Raw genomic sequence first — 19,151 nt, forward strand, 5'->3', positions numbered from 1 at the left:
TCGTTTTTCATGTGGATTTACCTTGGGCACTCAACGCGGTTGCGCAAAGCCTCCGGCTTGTCAGTGACAACTCATGCGCATCACTTTACTGACAAGCCATGGCTGGCGAACTCGCACCCTCCCCAATCCTTTCTGACGCGCTCGTAATCCTTGGCGCGGCAGGCATCGTCATCCCGGTCTTTGCGCGGTTCCGCATCACACCAATTATCGGTTTCATCCTGATCGGAGTCGCGGTCGGCCCATATGGCCTTGGCGCGCTCGTCGACCGACAACCCTGGCTAGGGTACATAACAATATCCGATCCGGAGGGGCTTGGACCCTTCGCAGATTTTGGAATAATCCTGTTGCTGTTCGCAATTGGGCTGGAGCTCTCCTTCAACCGCTTGTGGCAATTGCGAAAATTCGTATTTGGCTTGGGATCGCTCGAGCTTCTGATCATTGGCTGCTCTGGCGCTGCATTCCTCTATTATGTCAGCGGGATGGACCTAACGGGCGCGCTCGCACTTGGCTTTGCGCTCGCCTTCTCATCCACTGCGATTGTGCTGCCGATCTCAGGAACGCGCTCCCCCGTTGGCCGCGCAGCTCTTTCTATGCTGCTGTTTGAGGATATCATGATCGTGCCGATCGTGTTCATTCTCGGCGCGCTCGCGCCGCACGCGCAGGCAGAAGGCCTGACCGGCCTTACCGACACGCTCTGGCAAGGCGGGTTAGTTGTCCTAGCACTGCTGATCGTCGGCCGTTTCGCCTTACCCCGCCTATTCTCTCAGGCCGCCCGCACGAAAAGCCCAGAGCTCTTTCTCGCGGCATCATTGCTCGTTGTTATCGGAGCGAGCCTCGCCACTTCCGCCGTCGGTCTGTCCCCTATCGTTGGCGCGCTGATCGCCGGACTACTCATCGCTGAGACCGAATATCACGGCGAAGTCGAGAGCATCATGGAGCCGTTCAAGGGCCTTGCTCTGGGCGTGTTCCTGATCACGATCGGCATGAGCATTGATCTCATGATGATCGCGGCGAATGTCGGCCCAATCATGATGGCGGTTGTCGGCGTGCTCGTCTTCAAGGCGATTGTAACGGGAACCTTGCTAAGGCTGATGGGCGCGCGGCGCAGCACTGCGGCGGAAACCGGAGTGCTCATGGCCAGCCCCAGCGAAACCACCTTGATTGTACTGGCGGCCGCGACAACTGCTCTCATTGTTGACGCAGAAACGGCGCAATTCTGGCAAATCGTCACCGCAATCGGGCTGACGATAACGCCCGTTCTCGCCCGGCTAGGGCGCATTATTGCTCGCCGTGTGGAACCAATTCCAGAGCTACCAGAAGATGACGAAGAGGAGCCGCGCACAATCATTGTCGGTGTCGGACGCGTGGGACGATTGATAGCAGACATGCTGATCAAACATGACCAAGCCTATGTCGCGCTCGATTCCGATTCTGACTTAATCGACAAGGCTGTCCGCGACGGCTACCGAGCGACGTTCGGCGATGCTGCTCGCGGCTCGGCTCTATCCCGGCTCGGGATTGAGACCGCACCAGCAGTGGTTCTAACCATGGACGAACCAGTCCTTGCCCAGCGTTTGGTCACAAAACTGCGCAAGGAATACCCCGAACTGCTAATCGTGGCCCGCGCACGTGACACTGACCACGCGGCAGAGCTTTACCGCGCAGGCGCAAGCCATGCCGTGCCGGAAAACTTGGAAAGCTCTTTACAGCTATCCGAAGCGGTGCTGGTCGACATCGGCGTCGCAATGGGCCCCGTGATCGCATCGATCCACGAAAAGCGCGACGAGTTCAGAGAGCTTCTAGAACTCGAAGGCGGAAAATATCACAAGCCACAGATGCGCTCGAGTCTGACAGATCGGTAAGCGCGCTCAGGCATGTGCAACCCATTCATTGACAGCTCACCAGATCGAGTGTCTACGCCGCTAGGATTCCTTTGACCGCAGCCATTGCCTCAGATGCCTTGTCGCCATCTGGCCCGCCGCCCTGCGCCATATCTGCGCGGCCACCGCCCCCTTTGCCGCCAAGCGCTTCCACGCCAGCACGAACTAGCGCAACCGCATCGAACTTGTCGGTCAGATCGTCAGTCACCGCCACAGCAAACGCCGCCTTGCCATCATTCACGGCGCAAATCGCTGCAATGCCGGAACCTATGCGCCCTTTGGCCTCATCCAACAATGGGCGCAGCTCCTTTGGGTTTAGCCCGTCGATCACTTGACCTGAAAATGTCACGCCATTGACCGTCTCATCAACGTCGCCATTTTGGGCGTCACCACCCGAGCCGCCTCCTGCCAGTGCCAACGCCCGCTTCGCTTCGGCGAGCTCTTTCTCAAGCCGCTTGCGCTCATCAACCATCGCCGAAACACGCGATGCGGCATCTTCCGGCCCGGTCTTGAGCGCCGCTGCGATTGCTTTCAACGCGGTGTCGCGCGCGCTCAACCACTGGCGAGCCGCTTCCCCGGTGAGCGCCTCGATACGCCGAACACCGGAACTAACCGCGCTTTCTGAGGCGATGACAAATAGACCAATATCCCCAGTCGCTTTCACGTGAGTGCCGCCACATAGCTCAACCGAGTATTTGCGTTCCGCCTCACCAGTCCGGCCCATCGAAAGCACGCGAACCTCGTCACCATACTTCTCGCCAAACAAAGCAAGAGCGCCAGCCTCCACCGCGTCATCGGGTGACATAAGGCGGGTTTCGACAACCTCATTGGCGCGAATTTCTGCGTTCACTTCAGCCTCGATATTGGCAATTTCTTCTGCGGCGAGAGGCTTGGGGTGCGAGAAATCGAACCGGAAGCGTTCGTCCGCAACCAGTGAGCCCTTTTGCGTAACATGCTCACCAAGTTGGCTGCGCAGCGCGGCATGGACGAGGTGAGTAGCTGAGTGATTGGCACGAATCCGGTCGCGGCGTCCGGCATCAATTTCGAGATGCACTTTGTCACCGACCGCAATCTCTCCTTTGCTCACAGTGCTTTGATGGGCATGCAACCTTCCAAGTGGTTTGGAAGTTTCAGAGACTGCGATTTCAAGGCCTTCAGGAGTCCAAATACGGCCACTATCGCCCGTCTGACCGCCACTTTCCCCATAAAATGGCGTTTGATTCACGAGGATGGAAACACTCTCGCCTTCGCTTGCTTGCGAAACTTCTGCACCATCCTTCACCAATGCGACAACCTCGGCCTCGCTCGTGTCAGACGCGTAGCCTGTAAATTCAGTCGCGCCTGTGCGCTCGGCAATGTCGAACCAGATTTCGTCGCTGGCCGCTTCGCCCGAGCCTTTCCAAGCCGCGCGAGCCGCTTCCTTCTGACGGGTCATTGCAGCATCAAATCCTGCCTTATCGAGCGTAATATCTCGGCTGCGCAGCGCATCTTCGGTCAGGTCATAAGGGAAGCCGTAGGTGTCGTAGAGCTTGAATGCGGTTTCGCCGTCGAGCTCGTCGCCCTCACCCATTCCGACAGTTGCCTGATCGAGTAACCCAAGCCCCTTCTCAAGAGTCTTGCGGAATTGTGTTTCTTCGCGCTCCAGAACCTCCGAAATAAGAGGCTGACCGCGCACCAGTTCTGGATAGGCCGCACCCATTTCAGTCACCAGCGAAGGCACCAAACGATGCATCAGCGGCTCGCTCGCGCCCAGCAAATGGGCATGTCGCATCGCGCGGCGCATAATCCGGCGCAGCACATAGCCACGCCCTTCGTTGGACGGAAGAACGCCATCAGCGAGCAGGAAGCTGGTCGAGCGAAGGTGATCGACAATCACGCGATGGCTCGCGGATTGCTCACCCTCTGCCTTTACCTTTGTGAAATTCTCAGACGCCGCGATGAGCGCCTTGAAGGTATCAGTATCATAATTGTCATGGACGCCCTGCATGACCGCAGCGATCCGCTCGAGCCCCATACCGGTATCAATCGATGGCTTGGGTAAGTCGGTCCGTTCACCGCCTGCTTGCTGGTCAAACTGCATGAAGACGAGATTCCATATCTCAACGAAACGGTCGCCATCTTCGTCCGGGCTACCCGGAGGGCCTCCGAAAATATGCTCCCCATGATCGTAGAAAATCTCCGAACATGGCCCGCAAGGCCCCGTATCACCCATCGACCAAAAATTGTCATTCGTAGCGATCCGAATGATCCGCTCCTCGGGAAGACCGCTAATCTTGCGCCACAGATCAAACGCCTGATTATCTGTGTGATAGACTGTAACGACCAAACGGTCAGGCGCGATGCCCCACTCTTTGGTCAAAAGGCTCCAGGCATGTGTAATCGCCTGCTCCTTGAAATAGTCGCCAAAGCTAAAATTGCCGAGCATCTCAAAGAATGTATGATGCCGCGCCGTGTACCCGACATTATCCAGATCATTGTGCTTCCCACCTGCCCGGACACATTTTTGACTGCTGGTCGCTCGCAGAGCCTGCGGTGCTTCAAGACCGGTGAATGCATTCTTGAACGGCACCATGCCAGCATTGACGAACATAAGCGTCGGATCACTGAAAGGCACAAGCGGCGCAGACGCAATTTCCGCATGCTCAGCAGCACTGAAGTAATCGAGGAAACTGCGTCTGATATCATTGGTGGAAGTCATGGGATGGCAAGTAGGCAATCCCATCGGGGCCGACAAGCGCGAAACTGATATTTGCAGCGGTCAAGATGAAGAAACTGGGACCACCAAATAACAAATCCAGAACCGCGACAATGCGCGGACCCTCACCAGATAAAGTGAGTGCCGCCCTTTTCGCGAGCTTGTTGCCATGCCGGACGGGCATGTACCGCCTCAACGAATTTCGCTAGCTTTGGCGCCCTTTCGCCATAACCGCGCATCACCGCAATCTCTGCAGGGAAGCTCATCATGACGTCTGAAGCTGACCAATGATCTCCGACGAAATGGAGATTGTCGCCAATATTGTCTTCTGCATAACCAACGTGAGCGGCGAACTGCTCCTCAACCCGCGGCAGCATCGGGGCAGCTGCATCACCTAATCGGTCAGCCATGATTTTGAGCATGACGGGCACGAAAAATGAACTCTCGCCGAACTGCATCCATTCCAGGTGAGCGATGTGCTCTGCGCTGCTCACATCAGGAAGCCAATCCGCGCCGCCATGCCGCTCACACAGATACTGGATAATTGCACCGCTCTCAGCAATAACCCGTCCAGCATCTTCGATAACTGGCGATTTTCCAAGCGGGTGAGCCTTGGCAAGCTCTGGCGGTGCCAAATTGGTTTCCGCATCACGCTGATAATGTGCAATCTTATAGTCAGCACCCAGCTCCTCAAGTAGCCATAAAATGCGCTGCGACCGGCTATTATTGAGGTGATGGACTGTAATGGTCATGGCAGCGCTCCTAAAATGATATTGGAGTTCATCGCCTAAAGCGATCCTGCTGCGCTTACTAGTCAGTTTAAGCGAACCAATGGTCCGGCCTACAAGAAGATAGTGAGCGGAAGGTACCAAAAAAGGAAAAGCCGGCGACGCTGAACCCTGATTGCAAGGGGATAGCGAACGCCGGCGTTCCATGTGATCGAGGGAACCGTCAAATGCAGCTGGGGTAAATGCTGCCGGTCCTCGCTTGAGAAGTGTGTCAGTCCTCCGCGTCAGGACCTGTCATCATCTCCTCGGCAACCTCATCGGTGCGGCCGCGAATGGCGGCTTCCAATTTGGCGCAAACTTCAGGGTTCTCTTTAAGGTAGGTTTTCGAATTTTCCCGGCCTTGGCCGATACGAATGCTGTCATAGCTGAACCATGAGCCTGACTTCTCAACCAGACCAGCTTTCACACCAAGATCGAGTATCTCACCTCTCTTAGAGATGCCTTCGCCATACATGATATCGAACTCGACCTGCTTGAACGGCGGCGCAACCTTGTTCTTGACGACTTTAACACGGGTCGCGTTGCCAATGACTTCATCGCGGTCTTTGATCTGACCAATCCGGCGAATATCAAGGCGCACAGAGGCATAAAACTTCAGCGCATTACCGCCCGTTGTAGTCTCTGGATTACCATACATGACGCCGATTTTCATGCGCAGTTGGTTGATGAAGATGACCATGCATTTTGAGCGATTGATCGAGCCTGTCAGCTTGCGCAGCGACTGGCTCATCAAGCGAGCTTGCAGGCCGACATGGCTATCACCCATCTCACCTTCGATCTCAGCGCGCGGGACCAATGCCGCAACCGAATCGACTACAAGAATATCAATCGCATTGGAGCGTACCAAAGTGTCGGTAATTTCGAGCGCTTGCTCACCTGTGTCAGGCTGTGAGACAATAAGCTCGTCAACATCAACGCCCAGCTTGCGAGCATATACCGGATCAAGCGCATGCTCTGCATCAACGAATGCAGCCGTGCCGCCGTTCTTCTGAGCCTCGGCAATAACATGAAGCGCCAGAGTAGTTTTACCTGAGCTTTCAGGGCCATACACCTCGATCACACGGCCTTTCGGAAGGCCTCCAATGCCGAGCGCAATATCCAATCCCAGCGAGCCGGTTGAAATAGCTTCAACCTCCATCGCCTCTTTTGAGCCCAGCTTCATTGCTGAGCCTTTGCCGAACGCACGGTCTATTTGCGCGAGCGCTGCATCAAGTGCTTTTTGACGATCCACTTTACTTTCCTTGCCTTCAACGAGCTTGAGATTTGCCGCCATGACACACGCCTCCATAAATTGCCTAGAGCTGAGAGCAGCTCATCAACGATGGAGAGTTTGTACGCATTTTGTTCCAAAAGAACAAGAGCGGAACAGTAGTTTTTTCTAACGGGTTTAAGTATGTGATATTATGGACTTTTAGTGGCCCATTGCACAAATTTACTCAGCGTCAGGCACTTCGGCGCTTAAGACTTCGGCAACTTTTGCATTGATCTGCTGAACACTAAACGGCTTCGGAATGAAGTGCATGTGATCAATATCGATCTCATTACGCAATTGCTCTTCGGCGTAACCGGACATGAAGAGGATTGGTATGTGCGGTTTGATTTGACGGATAGCGCGCGCCATCGCGGGACCATCCATAACGGGCATGACCACATCGGAGAGAATCATGTCGAACTCATCATCGCCGTTGGCGACCTCCGCCAGCCCTGCCTCACCATCGCTGGCGGAGGTCACGGTATAGCCCGCACGGGTGAGCGCTCGCTCAGCAACTGCGCGCACCATATCCTCATCTTCAACGAGCAAGACCTTGGCCCCACCGCTCCAGTCTGTGGCGATTTGCTCCTCGCCCTCCTCGCGGCGCTGAACCGTCGGCAGCTCGCCTTTGTAGACCGGCAGGTAGACCGTGAAGCGCGCGCCAGAAGGCTGTCCATCATGGCCGAGAATGTTGTCCGCAAAGATAAAGCCGTTGGACTGTTTGACGATCCCGTAGACGGTAGAGAGACCGAGCCCAGTGCCCTTGCCCTGCTCCTTGGTCGTAAAGAACGGCTCAAAGATCTTGGTGATGACATCTTGCGGAATGCCGCCGCCTGTATCCTGTACGATCATAACCGTGTAATCGTCAGCGGGCATAATATCGACGCCCATCTTGCGCACATCGCGCGCTGATACGCGGCGGGTGGCGAGTGTCAGCTTGCCCTTCCAATCAGGCCCCGCTTTGCTCGCATAGGCCTGCATCGCATCGCGCGCATTCACCGCCAGATTGACAATGACCTGCTCCAATTGCTGGGGGTCTGCACGCACAGGCCCAAGCTCACGGTCATGTCGTACATTATATTCAATGCGCTCACCCATCAGGCGGCGGAGGAGTTGGCTCACCTCGCTCACAACATCAGGCAATTGCAGCACAACAGGGCGCAAAGTCTGCTGACGCGAGAACGCAAGCAATTGGCGCGTAAGGCTGGCAGCACGATTGGAATTGGCCTTGATCTGCTGAATATCATCATAGTCGCTATCGCCAGGCGTGTGGCGCAGCAGCATGAGATCGCAATAGCCAATGATGGCAGTCAGAACGTTGTTAAAGTCATGCGCTACGCCCCCCGCAAGCTGACCGACAGCTTGCATTTTCGTGGCCTGAGCGACTTGTCGCCGCAGACGCTTTTCTTCGGTTGAGTCTGAGATCGAGAGCAGTACGGTCGCTTCACCCAGCCCGCGCACACCGGCAAGGCCAATGCTCACCGGCTCTTCTTTATCGCCCATCAAGCGCACAGCCATGTCGCTGCTTGACGCAGGCCCTTTGGCAAACCGCCGCACCGTGTCGGACATGGCCGATTTGTCCTCATGCACGACCAAATCAGATGGATATTGCGGAAGACCCGGTGCCTCACGCTCGACCGCGCGCAAAAAGGCTTTATTGGCGAACATGAAGCGCCCGTCGCGATCAGTGAGCGCAAGCCCAAGCGGCAAAGCAGAAAGAAGTGCCTCAAGCTGAGGAATGGCTGCACGCCCACCGCCTTCCCAGCCCCCGCCAATACCGACACCGCTATCGATAAGCATCATCAGCGATGGCGCGGGGTCAGCACGCCCATCTAGCGTTGGGTCAACTTCATCCAACGGCACTTGCACAAGGGTTTGCGGCGCGCCTTGCTGACCCTCGCGGGCGAAGAATATCCGATCACGTTCATCAGAACGCAGAAGCGTAACATATTCGCGCCCCTCCAGCCCGGCAGCAGCATCACCAACAGCACGCTCAGCCAGCCCAGGCGTATGCGCCATAATGACGCCGTCGTTTTGCACCATTGCCACCTCTACGCCAGCATTGCTGAGAAGCGAGCCAAGTGCGCCGCTGAGACGCCGATCAAGGCCGTCATAGCCGCGCTCCTGAACAATCTCTGCAAACCGCCAGACCAGATAGTCATCTGCGCGGCCACATCGCTCGATCGACACTCGAAATCGCCGCTGCCCCTTGGGCCAGAAAAGCAATTCCATCCGCGCCTCACCCTCTCGCCAAGCCATGCGCGCGGCCTGAACAATCCCTTCAAGCGATTGCTCATCAAACGCGAGTTCGGAAGGTGCGACCACCATGTCGAACCAGTCCTCATAGGTAGCATTGGCGCATGTGAGACGGTTGGCTCGATCAGTAATCGCAACGCCGTAATCGCGGTTCTCTATCGCGGCTACCGTGACGCTCCAATCGGGTAAACCGGGATCATCCACTTCGTCAGATACGTTGAGACGCGCGGCCAAAGGGATCAAAATACTGATCGTAACGATGCCGCCTGCATAGGCCATTGCAGTCAAGCCAGTGCCAGCGATCAGCCAAATAACACCGACTGAGAGAATGGCTGCAATCGCCAAGGCGATCAGCAAGATTGGAGACGGCGCGCTCGTCATGAAGTGACCAACGTCGAAGCCGCGTTTTCTCACCTCTTTCGGAGCGGCCTGCACACTACGCATTACCGAGTTGATCCCAGCCGGCGATCAAGGCGCTTTTCCATTGCACGCAGACGTTTAGCCCGGCGGCGTGAGACAACAACGCGCCAGATGACGCCAGAGACTAGCCAGCCAATTGCTGCGCTGACGACCGCCAATACGACAAACCCAAATGCTGTCAGGCCAGCCATCTCGAAAAAGACGGCCAATGCCCCGCGGTCATCCGCAAACTGACCAGCAGTCCCGGCCCCCATTGCTGCGTCGATATTTAGGACGATTTTTCCGACGCGGTTGGCAACGACGACCCAAAATGGGAAGGTAAAAGGGTTCGTGACGAAAGTAACAAGAGCCGCCAGAGGAACATTTGCGCGTGCAGGCAAAGCCATAAAAGCAGCAAGAAAAATCTGCCCAATCGGTACGATAAACGCCGCGAACAACCCCAGAGCCACGCCGCGCGGTACAGACCGGCGCGTGAAGCGCCACAATTCAGGCGAGAGAAAACGGTGCGCGATCGGCGCAAGGAAGCGGTTGTCGGCCATCTCTTCACGAGACGGCATGTTCCGCTCAATCCAGCTTTTTCTCGTCTGTGCCATTAAGGGTGTCCATACACCTTTGGTGATCGGGTGAAAGAGCACATAACTCGCTCTACATTGATATCGGGTGAAACCGCGTTCGTTCAAGGCAAACTGCGCGAATGGCTTGCTTTCTACGCGATCTTACCTGTCAATCCGCAAAACACCGGCGCGAGAGCCCCGCTCAACCGCGCTCCCGCATTAGCCGCGCCTTGTCTCTCTTCCAATCGCGATCTTTCGTCGCCGCGCGCTTGTCATGCGCTTGCTTGCCCTTGGCCAGCGCCAGCTCAACTTTCGCCCGCCCGGTAGAATTGAAGTAGATCGACAGCGGCACCAGCGTCATCCCCTTACGCTCAACCGCGCCCAGCAATTTGTTGATCTCGCGCGAATGCAACAACAGTTTGCGAGGACGCTTAGCCTCGTGATTTTGCCTGTTGCCGTGGCTGTATTCCGGGATGTTGGCATTCACCAGCCACACTTGGCCTTCGCGCACCTCAGCATAGCTTTCCTTGATCGTCGCCTGTCCCGCACGCAGCGCCTTTACCTCGGTTCCTTGCAAAGCAAGCCCCGCTTCAAAGGTCTCCTCAATAGAATAGTCGAACCGCACACGCCGATTGTCAGCGACTGTTTTCTGCTTATCGAAGGTTACGGGTTTGGGTCTCGCCATTCTCTTTACCTAAGGTCCAAGGCGCGATGCGCCAAGTTAAACTAACCCAAACTAGACGAGGCCCGCATGCTCTAGCGCGGCATCAACCGCCTTGCGCGCCTCAGCTGAGCACGGTGTTAGAGGCAGGCGAACCTCATCGGTAAACCCTTCCACAACGCGGCTCAGCGCATATTTAACCGGGCCCGGTGAGGAATCCCCGAACATTGCATAGTGCAAAGGGTAAAGCTGATCGTTGAGACGCCGCGCCTCAACGAGGTCGTTGTCAGTACATGCCTTTTGGAACTCTGCGCATAAAGCTGGTGCGACATTGGCAGTTACCGAGATACATCCCTTCCCGCCCGCCGCATTAAACGGCAGCGCGAGTTCATCATTCCCAGATAGCTGGCAGAATGCTTTGCCAATGCCCATCCGATGGTCCGCAACCCGCGAAAGATCCTCGCTCGCATCTTTGATCGCGATAATCTGCTCGGGGAATTTGTTCGCAAGCTCAATCGTAGTTTTGGGCGCGATATCGGTCACCGTGCGGCCCGGCACATTATAAAGTACAATCGGCAGATCACAGTTTTCCGCCAGATAGCTGAAATGCGCGATCAGACCCGCTTGGCTCGGCTTGTTATAATATGGCGCCACGCACAGCGCCGCCGCCGCGCCTGCTTTGCGCGAAAAATTCATATGGAGCAGCGCGTTTTGCGTGTCATTCGATCCACATCCAGCAATGATCGGAACCCGCCCTGCAGCTTGCTCAATGCATACCTCAATCACGCGGTGATGCTCGGCATTGGACAAGGTCGACGCCTCGCCAGTCGTGCCGCAAGGAACCAGCGCTTTCGACCCGTTTTCAATCTGCCAATCAACCAGTTTGCGAAAAGCCGCCTCGTCAAATACGCCGCCACTGAACGGCGTCACCAGCGCGGGGATCGAACCTGTGAACATTTGTGAATTTCCTGCATTTATTACTTGTGATGGCCGCGCCATAAGCGCACCTCACAAGCGCATCTAGTTTTCATTCACCGCCTGATAAGGAGCAGCTAGGCATTATGTCCAGCATGAGCCATAAATCTATTTCCGCTTTCGCCCTTCTCCTCTCAACTTCGCTTGCCTCAACGGTCGCTACACCTGCCCTTTCACAAAGCAGCATGGTGGCGGTGCAGCCAGTGGAGGCTGCCCGTGCGGTTGAGCAATGGGAACGGCTGATCGCGACAGAAAATCTGAGCTTTGAAAGCTACGCCGGGTTTATCATGCAAAACCCCGGCTTCCCTCAGCAAAGCCGCCTGCAAAGGCGCGCTGAGGGCGCGCTTGATAGTGAGCCAGTTTCTCAAGAGCGTCTGATCCAGTTCTTTGAAGCGAACCCGCCAATCACCAATTCGGCGCGCGCACGCTATGCGCTGGCGCTGGCGAACACGCGGCGGCCTGAGGCGTTTGAGATGGCGCGCGCAGCATGGCGAGGCGGATCCATGAGCAGCCCGGCTGAGGCGTATTTGCTCGGCCTGTTTGGCTCGCGCTTTAGCGATGACGATCACACTGCGCGGATGGACGCGCTACTGTGGCAACGCGATGCGGAGGCCGCGACGCGTCAGATTATTAATGTGCCCACCGCCCAGCGCGATCTGGCGATGGCCCGCCTCGCGCTCATTCAGGGCGAAACGCCGAGCGCGGCTGGCCTAACAGTGCCCGATGGCGCAAGCGCGGATCCCGGCTATGTCTACAACCTTGCGCGCCATTACCGCACAACGCGTCAGGTAAACCGCGCAGCTTCGCTCCTCGCGAACCGGCCAGAATTTGCGCGACTGCCTCATAATGAGGAAGCACTCGTCGGCGAGATGCTGCGCGCTGCGCGATCCGCAGGTTCCGATACGGCTGCGCGGATTGCGAGCAAGATTGATGACCTGTTCGAGCCGGGTGAGGACATCAGTAAAAAGTCTTTCCGCCTGCGGGATGATTACACCTCGCTGATGTGGCTCGGCGGGACAAAGGCGCTATGGAACCTCGGCAATGGTAACCGCGCCGCGCCGCTCTTTTACCGCTACGGCGCTGCCGCACAGACTCCGCAAACCCGCTCCAAGGGCTTTTACTGGGCGGGCCTTGCTAGCCAGCGCGCTGGCAATACCGGCGAGGCAGAGCGCTATTGGCAGATGGCCGCGGCGTATCCTGAGCGGTTTTACGGGCAGTTGGCGATCAACAAGCTCGGCGGGACGATGCCCGATCTTATTGCAGCCGAAGCCCCCGGCGAACCAACGACTGAACAACGTGTCGCCTTTAATCAGCAGCCGCTCACCAATGCAGTCCGTCATGTTGCGAGGGGCGCGCCATGGCGCACCGGCATCCGCTTTTATCGCGCGATTGCACAGGCCGCCGACACGCCAGAAGAGCATCAACTGGTCGCAGAATTGGCCATCGCTACGGGACGCCGCGATCTCGCAGTCAATGTCTCCGAGGCGGCAGGCGCGGATGGTTTGGGTCAATTGTTTGTTGCGCAAGGTTTCCCTGAGCTTCCCCTTCCCCAAGGCGCGAACTTCACACTGACCCATGCCATTGCGCGGCAGGAAAGCCAGTTTGCGCAGAATGCGATCAGCCACGCCGGCGCACGCGGCTTGATGCAGCTGATGCCGGGCACTGCGCGCGAAGAAGCGCGATTTGCGGGCATCAGTTACATGTCCGCTAATCTGATCAATGATGCACAATACAACCTGCGCCTTGGCAGCAATCACATCGACCGGCTAATGCGGCGTTATAATGGTAGCTATCCCCTTGCTTTTGCAGCCTATAATGCAGGCCCCGGCAATGTGAACAAATGGCTGCGACGCAATGGCGATCCGCGCACTGGCAGTATTTCGTGGGTGGAATGGATTGAGAAAATCCCGTTCTTCGAGACCAAGAATTATGTCCAGCGGGTGGTAGAGAACGCCGCAGTTTACGAGCATCTCTATCCAGAGCGCACGGTCTATGGTCAGCCGCGCATGGCGCATGAATTCCTGCGATAGTGCGATTTTGGCGGTGCGCAGATTTGCGATCTTTTTTGCGCTGATCGGAGCGACGCTCTCAACACCGCTGGCGGCGAAGGAAAGCGTCGGCGTCTTTTCCGATTGGGCGGCGTTTCGCGATCAGCAGGCATCGCATTGCTACGCCATAGCCATGCCCGCGCCGAGCAAACTGCAGCGCGATCATCAGCCCTATGCGACCGTCGCAACCTGGCCCAAGCGGCAAGTGCGCGGCCAAGTCCACTTTCGCTTGTCGCGCAATATGGCGCGCAGCTCCGCCATCACCGCAAGCATAGGCCGCGAGCGGTTTCGCCTCACTGGCAGCGGTGCGAGCGCTTGGGCGGTGGACCGCAGCATGGACGCTGCGATTGTCGCAGCTATGCGCTCTGCAAAGAGCATTGTGATCCGCGCCGTCGACTCTCGGGGTCGCAGGTTCTCCAATACATATCAACTCGCAGGCGCGGCCTCCGCGATGGATGCCGCAACCATTGCCTGCGCAAAGCTGCGCTAGCCCAACTTCCCCAGCCTCAAGGCCTCTGGCCAAAGTTCGTCACCGCCCCTATATGCGCCTCTCCCATGGCCGACACTAATCTTATGCCCATCGCCGGACAGGTCGATCCGGTTCCCGTCGCACGTGACATCACGCCGCGAGCCGATGGCCGTATTGATCTGATGGGCCTACCCAAAGCGCGCATTCGCGATCTGTTTGCAGAGGCTGGTCTGGACGCGAAACAGGCCAAGCTGCGCTCAAAGCAGGTCTATCACTGGATTTACCACCGCGGTGTGGGTGATTTTGACTCGATGACCGACATCGCCAAGACTATGCGTCCATGGCTCATTGAACGTTTCGTGATTGATCGCCCGCATGTTGTCGAGGCGCAGCATTCTAACGACGGTACACGCAAATGGCTACTCCAGACAGCGGACGGCCATGACTATGAGATGGTCTTCATCCCCGATGCGGATCGCGGCACGCTGTGTGTTTCCAGCCAGGTCGGCTGCACGCTCAATTGCACCTTCTGCCACACGGGCACGATGCGTTTGGTGCGCAATCTGACACCTGGCGAGATTGTCGGGCAAGTGATGCTCGCACGCGATGCGCTGGGTGAGTGGCCGAAAGGTAAGATGGATTTCGCCGAGGACGCCTCCGAAACCGAATACCGCGCCGATGGCCGCTTGCTCACCAATATCGTGATGATGGGCATGGGTGAGCCGCTTTATAACTTTGACAATGTTCGCGACGCGCTGACGCTGGTCATGGATGGCGAAGGCCTCGCCCTGTCGAAACGCCGCATCACGCTCTCGACCAGCGGCGTTGTCCCAATGATGGAGCGCTGCGGCGAGGAAATTGGCGTGAACCTTGCGGTGTCACTGCATGCGGTGACGAAGGATGTTCGCGACGAGATCGTCCCGATCAACCGGAAATACGGCATTGAAGAGCTGCTTCAGGCCTGCGCGGATTATCCCGGCGCATCAAACGCGCGGCGTATCACCTTTGAGTATGTGATGCTCAAGGATAAGAACGATAGCGATGAAGATGCGCGCGAGCTCGTGCGTCTGATCAAACATTTCGACCTGCCGGCAAAAGTGAACCTCATACCGTTCAACCCATGGCCCGGTGCAGCCTATGAGTGCTCTACGCCCGAGCGGATTGCAGCATTCAGCGAGATTGTCTTTGCGTCCGGCATCAGCGCGCCAGTGCGCACACCGCGAGGCCGCGATATTGACGCGGCATGCGGCCAGTTAAAAACAGCAGCGGAGAAGAAAAGCCGCGCGGAACGGGACCGGGAAGCAGCTCTAGCATCATCGCAATAGACCTCGATCAAGGTCACGCGAACTGGCACTTTGCTAACGACCCCAAAAAACGTCGTCCCCTTACCGATCGCCGGGTTTTTCCGCAAAAAAGCACGGTCAGTCTTGGCCAAAGATTGGCGCGCTACAGGCGTGAAATTGGCGCCACGACGCCTCTCGCTGACACAGCAAGTTTTGATGAACCCCTGATTGATGGCTTGTTATTATTGCCTTTTGGTAACCACGTTTCATTCCTTGGCGAACTGCCCAGTATAGCTCGCGGCAAACCCCGCGCTTTACTGAAAAGGAATAGAAATGAAAAAGTCACTCATCGCTATCGCGGCCGCATCCATGGCCATCTTTGTAGCGCCAGCCAATGCGGCGGTAGCCCAAGCCGACACGCAAATCGCATCAGTCACTGCACAAACTTCAATTGGAGTTGAACATGCTGGCGCTGCCGAAACGGCCGAATATGGCAAGCGGTATGGTAAGAAGTTCCGAGGCAAATCGTTCCGTGGCAAGCACTTTGGCAAGTACAAAGGCAAACACCACTTCCGCAGCTCACGGTTTCATCAGCGCAACAGCAAGCTACACTTCAAGAAGAAGTTCCATCACCATGATCGTCTCGTTCACCATGATGTGAAGCATAATCACAAATATCATGATGATCACAAATTCCATGACGGCCATCATGCCCACGACGGGCATATAGCTCACGGCGATCACATCAAGGCGAAGAAGCTGAAGCACAAACCTTACCGCTATTGATTTGATGGCTCATCGCGCGCGGCGTCCGGACATCTCCTACGGACGCCGCGCCTTTCTTTGTTCATGCGAAGTGGCAAAGGACGTTCAGTCCGCTTAAAAGAATATTGAGGACGTGTACGGCCGCGTCGAGTCACGCAACTGAGCTATTTGAAAGGGGACAGCAATGCGCGCTGAGATCTCGGCACTTTGCATAGGGCAACCCCAACCATTTAATGGCGTAGAGCTAAGCGCGATTGGCAAATACCCGGTGCAAGGTCCGGTCGCCATTCGCGATATCGGCCTTGAAGGCGACATGGTGGCAGACACCAAACATCACGGCGGGCCAGACATGGCCGTCCATCATTATCCGCTCGACCATTATGGTTGGTGGAATGACCGGCTTGGCGGGCATGAACTTCTCACTGCTGCACCTGCATTCGGCGAAAACATCGTCGCGCAGGGCATCACCGAACAAAACGTGCATATTGGCGATCGTTTTCGTTTGGGCAGCGCGCTTCTAGAAATCAGCCAACCGCGCCAGCCCTGCTGGAAGATCGAGCATCGCTTTCAGCGCAAAGGCATGGTCAAAGCGATCATCCAAAACCACACTTGCGGGTGGTATTACCGGGTAATTGAAGAAGGTGCGGCGGAGGCTGGCGATGAGCTGGAGCGCATCGAAACTGGTCATACTGATTGGAGCGTCGCACGGCTCTTTGCCAAGCTCTATGATCCAAAACACAAGGCGAGCCTCGATGAACTGCACGAGATTGCCGAGCTTGAAAAGCTCTGCGCGCTTTGGAGGACAAAGGTGCGCGAGGCGCTGGGCAGCTAGGCTACCCGATTGAGATTTCTCGCTATTCGCCCTTCCCCTGAGCGGCGCAATCTGCTCCATACGAGCCATGGACACATCCAGACCTGCTGTTCTTGTCACCGGCGGCGCCAAACGACTGGGCGGTGCTATCGCACAAAAATTCGGCGAAGCAGGCTGGCATGTCATCATCCATTACCACTCGTCCTCCGACGATGCCCAAGATCTCGCAGACACCCTGCCAGCATCAGAGATCATCCAATGCGATCTTGCAGATGGGGACGCCGCCGTTCGTATGGTGCATGATCTATCGGCGCGGACCGGCAATTGGCAATGCCTCGTCAATTGCGCGAGCGTGTTTGAATATGACGACATGCGGGCGCTCGACCCGGCGTTATCCCACAACGCGATGCAGGTAAATGCGATCACGCCCGCACGCATGGCGCAGGCCTATTTAAGCGCGCCCCGGACGACTGGCGGTGCCTGTGTGATCAACGTGACCGACATGAAGATCGAAAACACGAACCCGGATTTTTTCAGCTACACCATGAGCAAAAATGCGCTGCATTCGGCGATTGGCATGCTTAGCAAGGGCCGAAGTAATTCAGCGGACCGCATTTATGGCCTCGCGCCCGGCGCCATCCTGGCTAGCCACGATCAAAGCGAGGACGAAACGGACATCTCGCACAAACTCAACCTACTTGGCCGGAAAACTGGCGCGGATGAAATCGCAGATGCAGCACTGTTTTTGGCAGGGCGTAACCTTGCCAGCGGGCAGACCGTATTTGTCGACAGCGGACAGCACCTTTTGGATCAAGACCGCGATGTGATATACCTTGCTCGGGATAGGGCGATGGAGGGATAAGCTAATGAAGAAACACGCGCTTTCGACCCGCCTGTGGCACTGGATCAACCTGTTCTTTTTGGTGATCCTGTTTATGTCGGGCCTTACGATTTCCAACGCGCACCGGCGCCTATATTGGGGTGATTGGGGCTTCGCAGCCGAACAAGCGTGGCTTGTCGTTCCGCGTTTCCCGGACTGGATGACAATCCCCGGTTATTACAGCCTCGCGGTAGCACGCGATTGGCATAATCTTGCCGCGTGGCCGTTTGCCCTGATGCTGCTATTTATGTGGGTCGCGATGCTGGTCAACAAGCATTTTGTACGAGATTTGGTGACAAGCCGCACCGAGTGGAAACCAAGCGCGATTTGGCATGACATTGTCGAGCACGCAAAGCTCAATTTCGACCATGGCGACCAGAAATACAACTTCCTGCAGAAGCTGACATACGGCATCGTGCTCGGCGTATTCCTGCCGATGATGGTATTTACCGGCATTTCGATTAGTCCGGGGATGGAGCCGACCTTTGGCTGGCTCGTTGACCTTCTTGGCGGACGCCAATCCGCGCGCAGCCTACATTTCATTTTTGCATTCCTGCTCTTCGGCTTCTTTGTTCTGCATGTAGTCTTGGTGCTGCTCGCGGAACCATACCGACAGATCCGGGATATGATTACAGGAGGCCAGCAATGAGCATTGAGACAAAACGCGGCATGAAAAGACGCGGCTTTCTCGCAGCAGCCGGCGCGGCTTTTCTCGCGGGGTGCAACCGCGTTGCTGAGACCGACGCAGGTGCCAGTCTGCTCAATGCCGCTGAAAAGTGGCACATGGGTGCGCACCGCCTGCTGACCAATCGCAATGCGCTTGCGCCTGAATATCCGCGCAGTGCGATCTCACCTGATTTCCGAGGCAATGGCTCGGTCAATCCGCAAAACGGGGATTATCAGGAACATGTCGCGGCGGGCTTTGCCGATTGGAACCTCGAGGTGCGCGGCCTCGTTGACACTCCGCTTAGCCTGACGCTCGATCAGCTCCGTGCCCTGCCCCAGCGCACTCAGGTGACAAGGCATGACTGCGTCGAGGGATGGAGCGCGATTGGCGAGTGGACCGGCCCGCAACTTTCAACTCTGCTTGCCCAAGCGGGCGTCCAAGAAACAGCGCAGTTTGTCGTCTTCCGCTGCGCAGACAATCTCAACGGTCAAGACTATTATGAAAGCGTCGATATGATTGACGCTTATCACCCGCAAACGATCGTTGCGCATTTGCTCAATGGCGAGCCGCTACCGGTGAAAAATGGTGCTCCTTTGCGGATGAGGATCGAGCGTCAACTTGGCTATAAGCATCCCAAATACCTCACCGCGATTGAGGTGGTTGCGAGCCTTGACGATATTGGCGGTGGGCAAGGCGGCTACTGGGAAGATCGGGCCGGTTACCAATGGTACGCGGGTATCTGATTGC

At 56.6% G+C, this 19,151-nt stretch carries 16 protein-coding genes; 9 read left to right on the forward strand and 7 right to left on the reverse strand.

The genetic code is table 11. The annotated features are described in order from the left end of the window. The first annotated feature begins 98 nt into the window (after positions 1 to 98). On the forward strand, positions 99 to 1,862 hold the full coding sequence (locus ACFCXQ_RS12045) for a cation:proton antiporter (RefSeq protein WP_379550887.1): 1,764 nt from the start codon (positions 99 to 101) through the stop codon (positions 1,860 to 1,862). A gap of 52 nt (positions 1,863 to 1,914) precedes the next feature. Here ACFCXQ_RS12045 and alaS read toward each other — a convergent pair whose 3' ends face one another. The 7 genes from alaS to dapA all read right to left on the reverse strand — a co-directional run bounded on the left by alaS (position 1,915) and on the right by dapA (position 11,463). Beyond that, positions 1,915 to 4,578, reverse strand: a complete 2,664-nt coding sequence (alaS, locus tag ACFCXQ_RS12050; protein ID WP_379550888.1) for an alanine--tRNA ligase — start codon at positions 4,576 to 4,578, stop codon at positions 1,915 to 1,917. 122 nt (positions 4,579 to 4,700) lie between these two features. Then, complete coding sequence (locus ACFCXQ_RS12055; protein ID WP_379550890.1) at positions 4,701 to 5,327, reverse strand: glutathione S-transferase family protein; 627 nt, start codon at positions 5,325 to 5,327, stop codon at positions 4,701 to 4,703. A gap of 247 nt (positions 5,328 to 5,574) precedes the next feature. Continuing rightward, complete coding sequence (gene recA, locus ACFCXQ_RS12060) at positions 5,575 to 6,636, reverse strand: recombinase RecA (protein WP_379550891.1); 1,062 nt, start codon at positions 6,634 to 6,636, stop codon at positions 5,575 to 5,577. A gap of 159 nt (positions 6,637 to 6,795) precedes the next feature. Next, positions 6,796 to 9,252 (reverse strand): hybrid sensor histidine kinase/response regulator, encoded by a 2,457-nt coding sequence (locus ACFCXQ_RS12065; protein ID WP_379554658.1) that lies wholly within the window; start codon positions 9,250 to 9,252, stop codon positions 6,796 to 6,798. Between the two features lie 62 nt (positions 9,253 to 9,314). Beyond that, positions 9,315 to 9,884 carry a DUF2062 domain-containing protein gene (locus ACFCXQ_RS12070; protein ID WP_379550893.1) on the reverse strand — a complete coding sequence of 190 codons (570 nt, stop codon included), beginning with the start codon at positions 9,882 to 9,884 and terminating at the stop codon, positions 9,315 to 9,317. A gap of 163 nt (positions 9,885 to 10,047) precedes the next feature. Further along, the gene (gene smpB, locus ACFCXQ_RS12075; protein WP_379550895.1) at positions 10,048 to 10,530 is read right to left on the reverse strand and encodes an SsrA-binding protein SmpB; all 483 of its coding nucleotides are present in this window, start codon (positions 10,528 to 10,530) and stop codon (positions 10,048 to 10,050) included. A 51-nt stretch (positions 10,531 to 10,581) separates the two neighbouring features. After that, a complete protein-coding gene (dapA, locus tag ACFCXQ_RS12080) occupies positions 10,582 to 11,463 on the reverse strand; it encodes a 4-hydroxy-tetrahydrodipicolinate synthase (RefSeq protein ID WP_379550897.1) in 882 nt (293 codons plus the stop codon). Between the two features lie 113 nt (positions 11,464 to 11,576). Between dapA and ACFCXQ_RS12085 the strand changes: the two genes are divergently transcribed. The 8 genes from ACFCXQ_RS12085 to ACFCXQ_RS12120 all read left to right on the forward strand — a co-directional run bounded on the left by ACFCXQ_RS12085 (position 11,577) and on the right by ACFCXQ_RS12120 (position 19,147). After that, positions 11,577 to 13,511, forward strand: a complete 1,935-nt coding sequence (locus ACFCXQ_RS12085) for a lytic transglycosylase domain-containing protein (RefSeq protein ID WP_379550899.1) — start codon at positions 11,577 to 11,579, stop codon at positions 13,509 to 13,511. Further along, positions 13,474 to 14,019, forward strand: coding sequence for an invasion associated locus B family protein (locus ACFCXQ_RS12090; RefSeq protein WP_379550901.1), 546 nt, complete (start codon positions 13,474 to 13,476; stop codon positions 14,017 to 14,019). Before ACFCXQ_RS12085 ends, ACFCXQ_RS12090 begins: the two co-directional genes overlap by 38 nt. A gap of 65 nt (positions 14,020 to 14,084) precedes the next feature. Then, positions 14,085 to 15,323, forward strand: a complete 1,239-nt coding sequence (gene rlmN / locus ACFCXQ_RS12095) for a 23S rRNA (adenine(2503)-C(2))-methyltransferase RlmN (protein WP_379550903.1) — start codon at positions 14,085 to 14,087, stop codon at positions 15,321 to 15,323. Between the two features lie 291 nt (positions 15,324 to 15,614). Further along, entirely contained in the window at positions 15,615 to 16,067 is a 453-nt protein-coding gene (locus ACFCXQ_RS12100; RefSeq protein ID WP_379550905.1) for a hypothetical protein, read from the forward strand. Positions 16,068 to 16,230: 163 nt separating this feature from the next. Next, positions 16,231 to 16,878, forward strand: coding sequence for an MOSC domain-containing protein (locus ACFCXQ_RS12105; RefSeq protein ID WP_379550907.1), 648 nt, complete (start codon positions 16,231 to 16,233; stop codon positions 16,876 to 16,878). A 67-nt stretch (positions 16,879 to 16,945) separates the two neighbouring features. After that, on the forward strand, positions 16,946 to 17,719 hold the full coding sequence (locus ACFCXQ_RS12110; RefSeq protein WP_379550909.1) for an SDR family oxidoreductase: 774 nt from the start codon (positions 16,946 to 16,948) through the stop codon (positions 17,717 to 17,719). A 4-nt stretch (positions 17,720 to 17,723) separates the two neighbouring features. After that, positions 17,724 to 18,386 (forward strand): cytochrome b/b6 domain-containing protein, encoded by a 663-nt coding sequence (locus ACFCXQ_RS12115; protein ID WP_379550911.1) that lies wholly within the window; start codon positions 17,724 to 17,726, stop codon positions 18,384 to 18,386. Further along, the gene (locus tag ACFCXQ_RS12120) at positions 18,383 to 19,147 is read left to right on the forward strand and encodes a molybdopterin-binding protein (RefSeq protein ID WP_379550913.1); all 765 of its coding nucleotides are present in this window, start codon (positions 18,383 to 18,385) and stop codon (positions 19,145 to 19,147) included. Before ACFCXQ_RS12115 ends, ACFCXQ_RS12120 begins: the two co-directional genes overlap by 4 nt. The last annotated feature ends 4 nt before the right edge of the window (positions 19,148 to 19,151 follow it).

It is taken from the genome of Qipengyuania rhodophyticola, assembly GCF_042493225.1.
In the GTDB taxonomy this organism is placed as follows: domain Bacteria; phylum Pseudomonadota; class Alphaproteobacteria; order Sphingomonadales; family Sphingomonadaceae; genus Erythrobacter.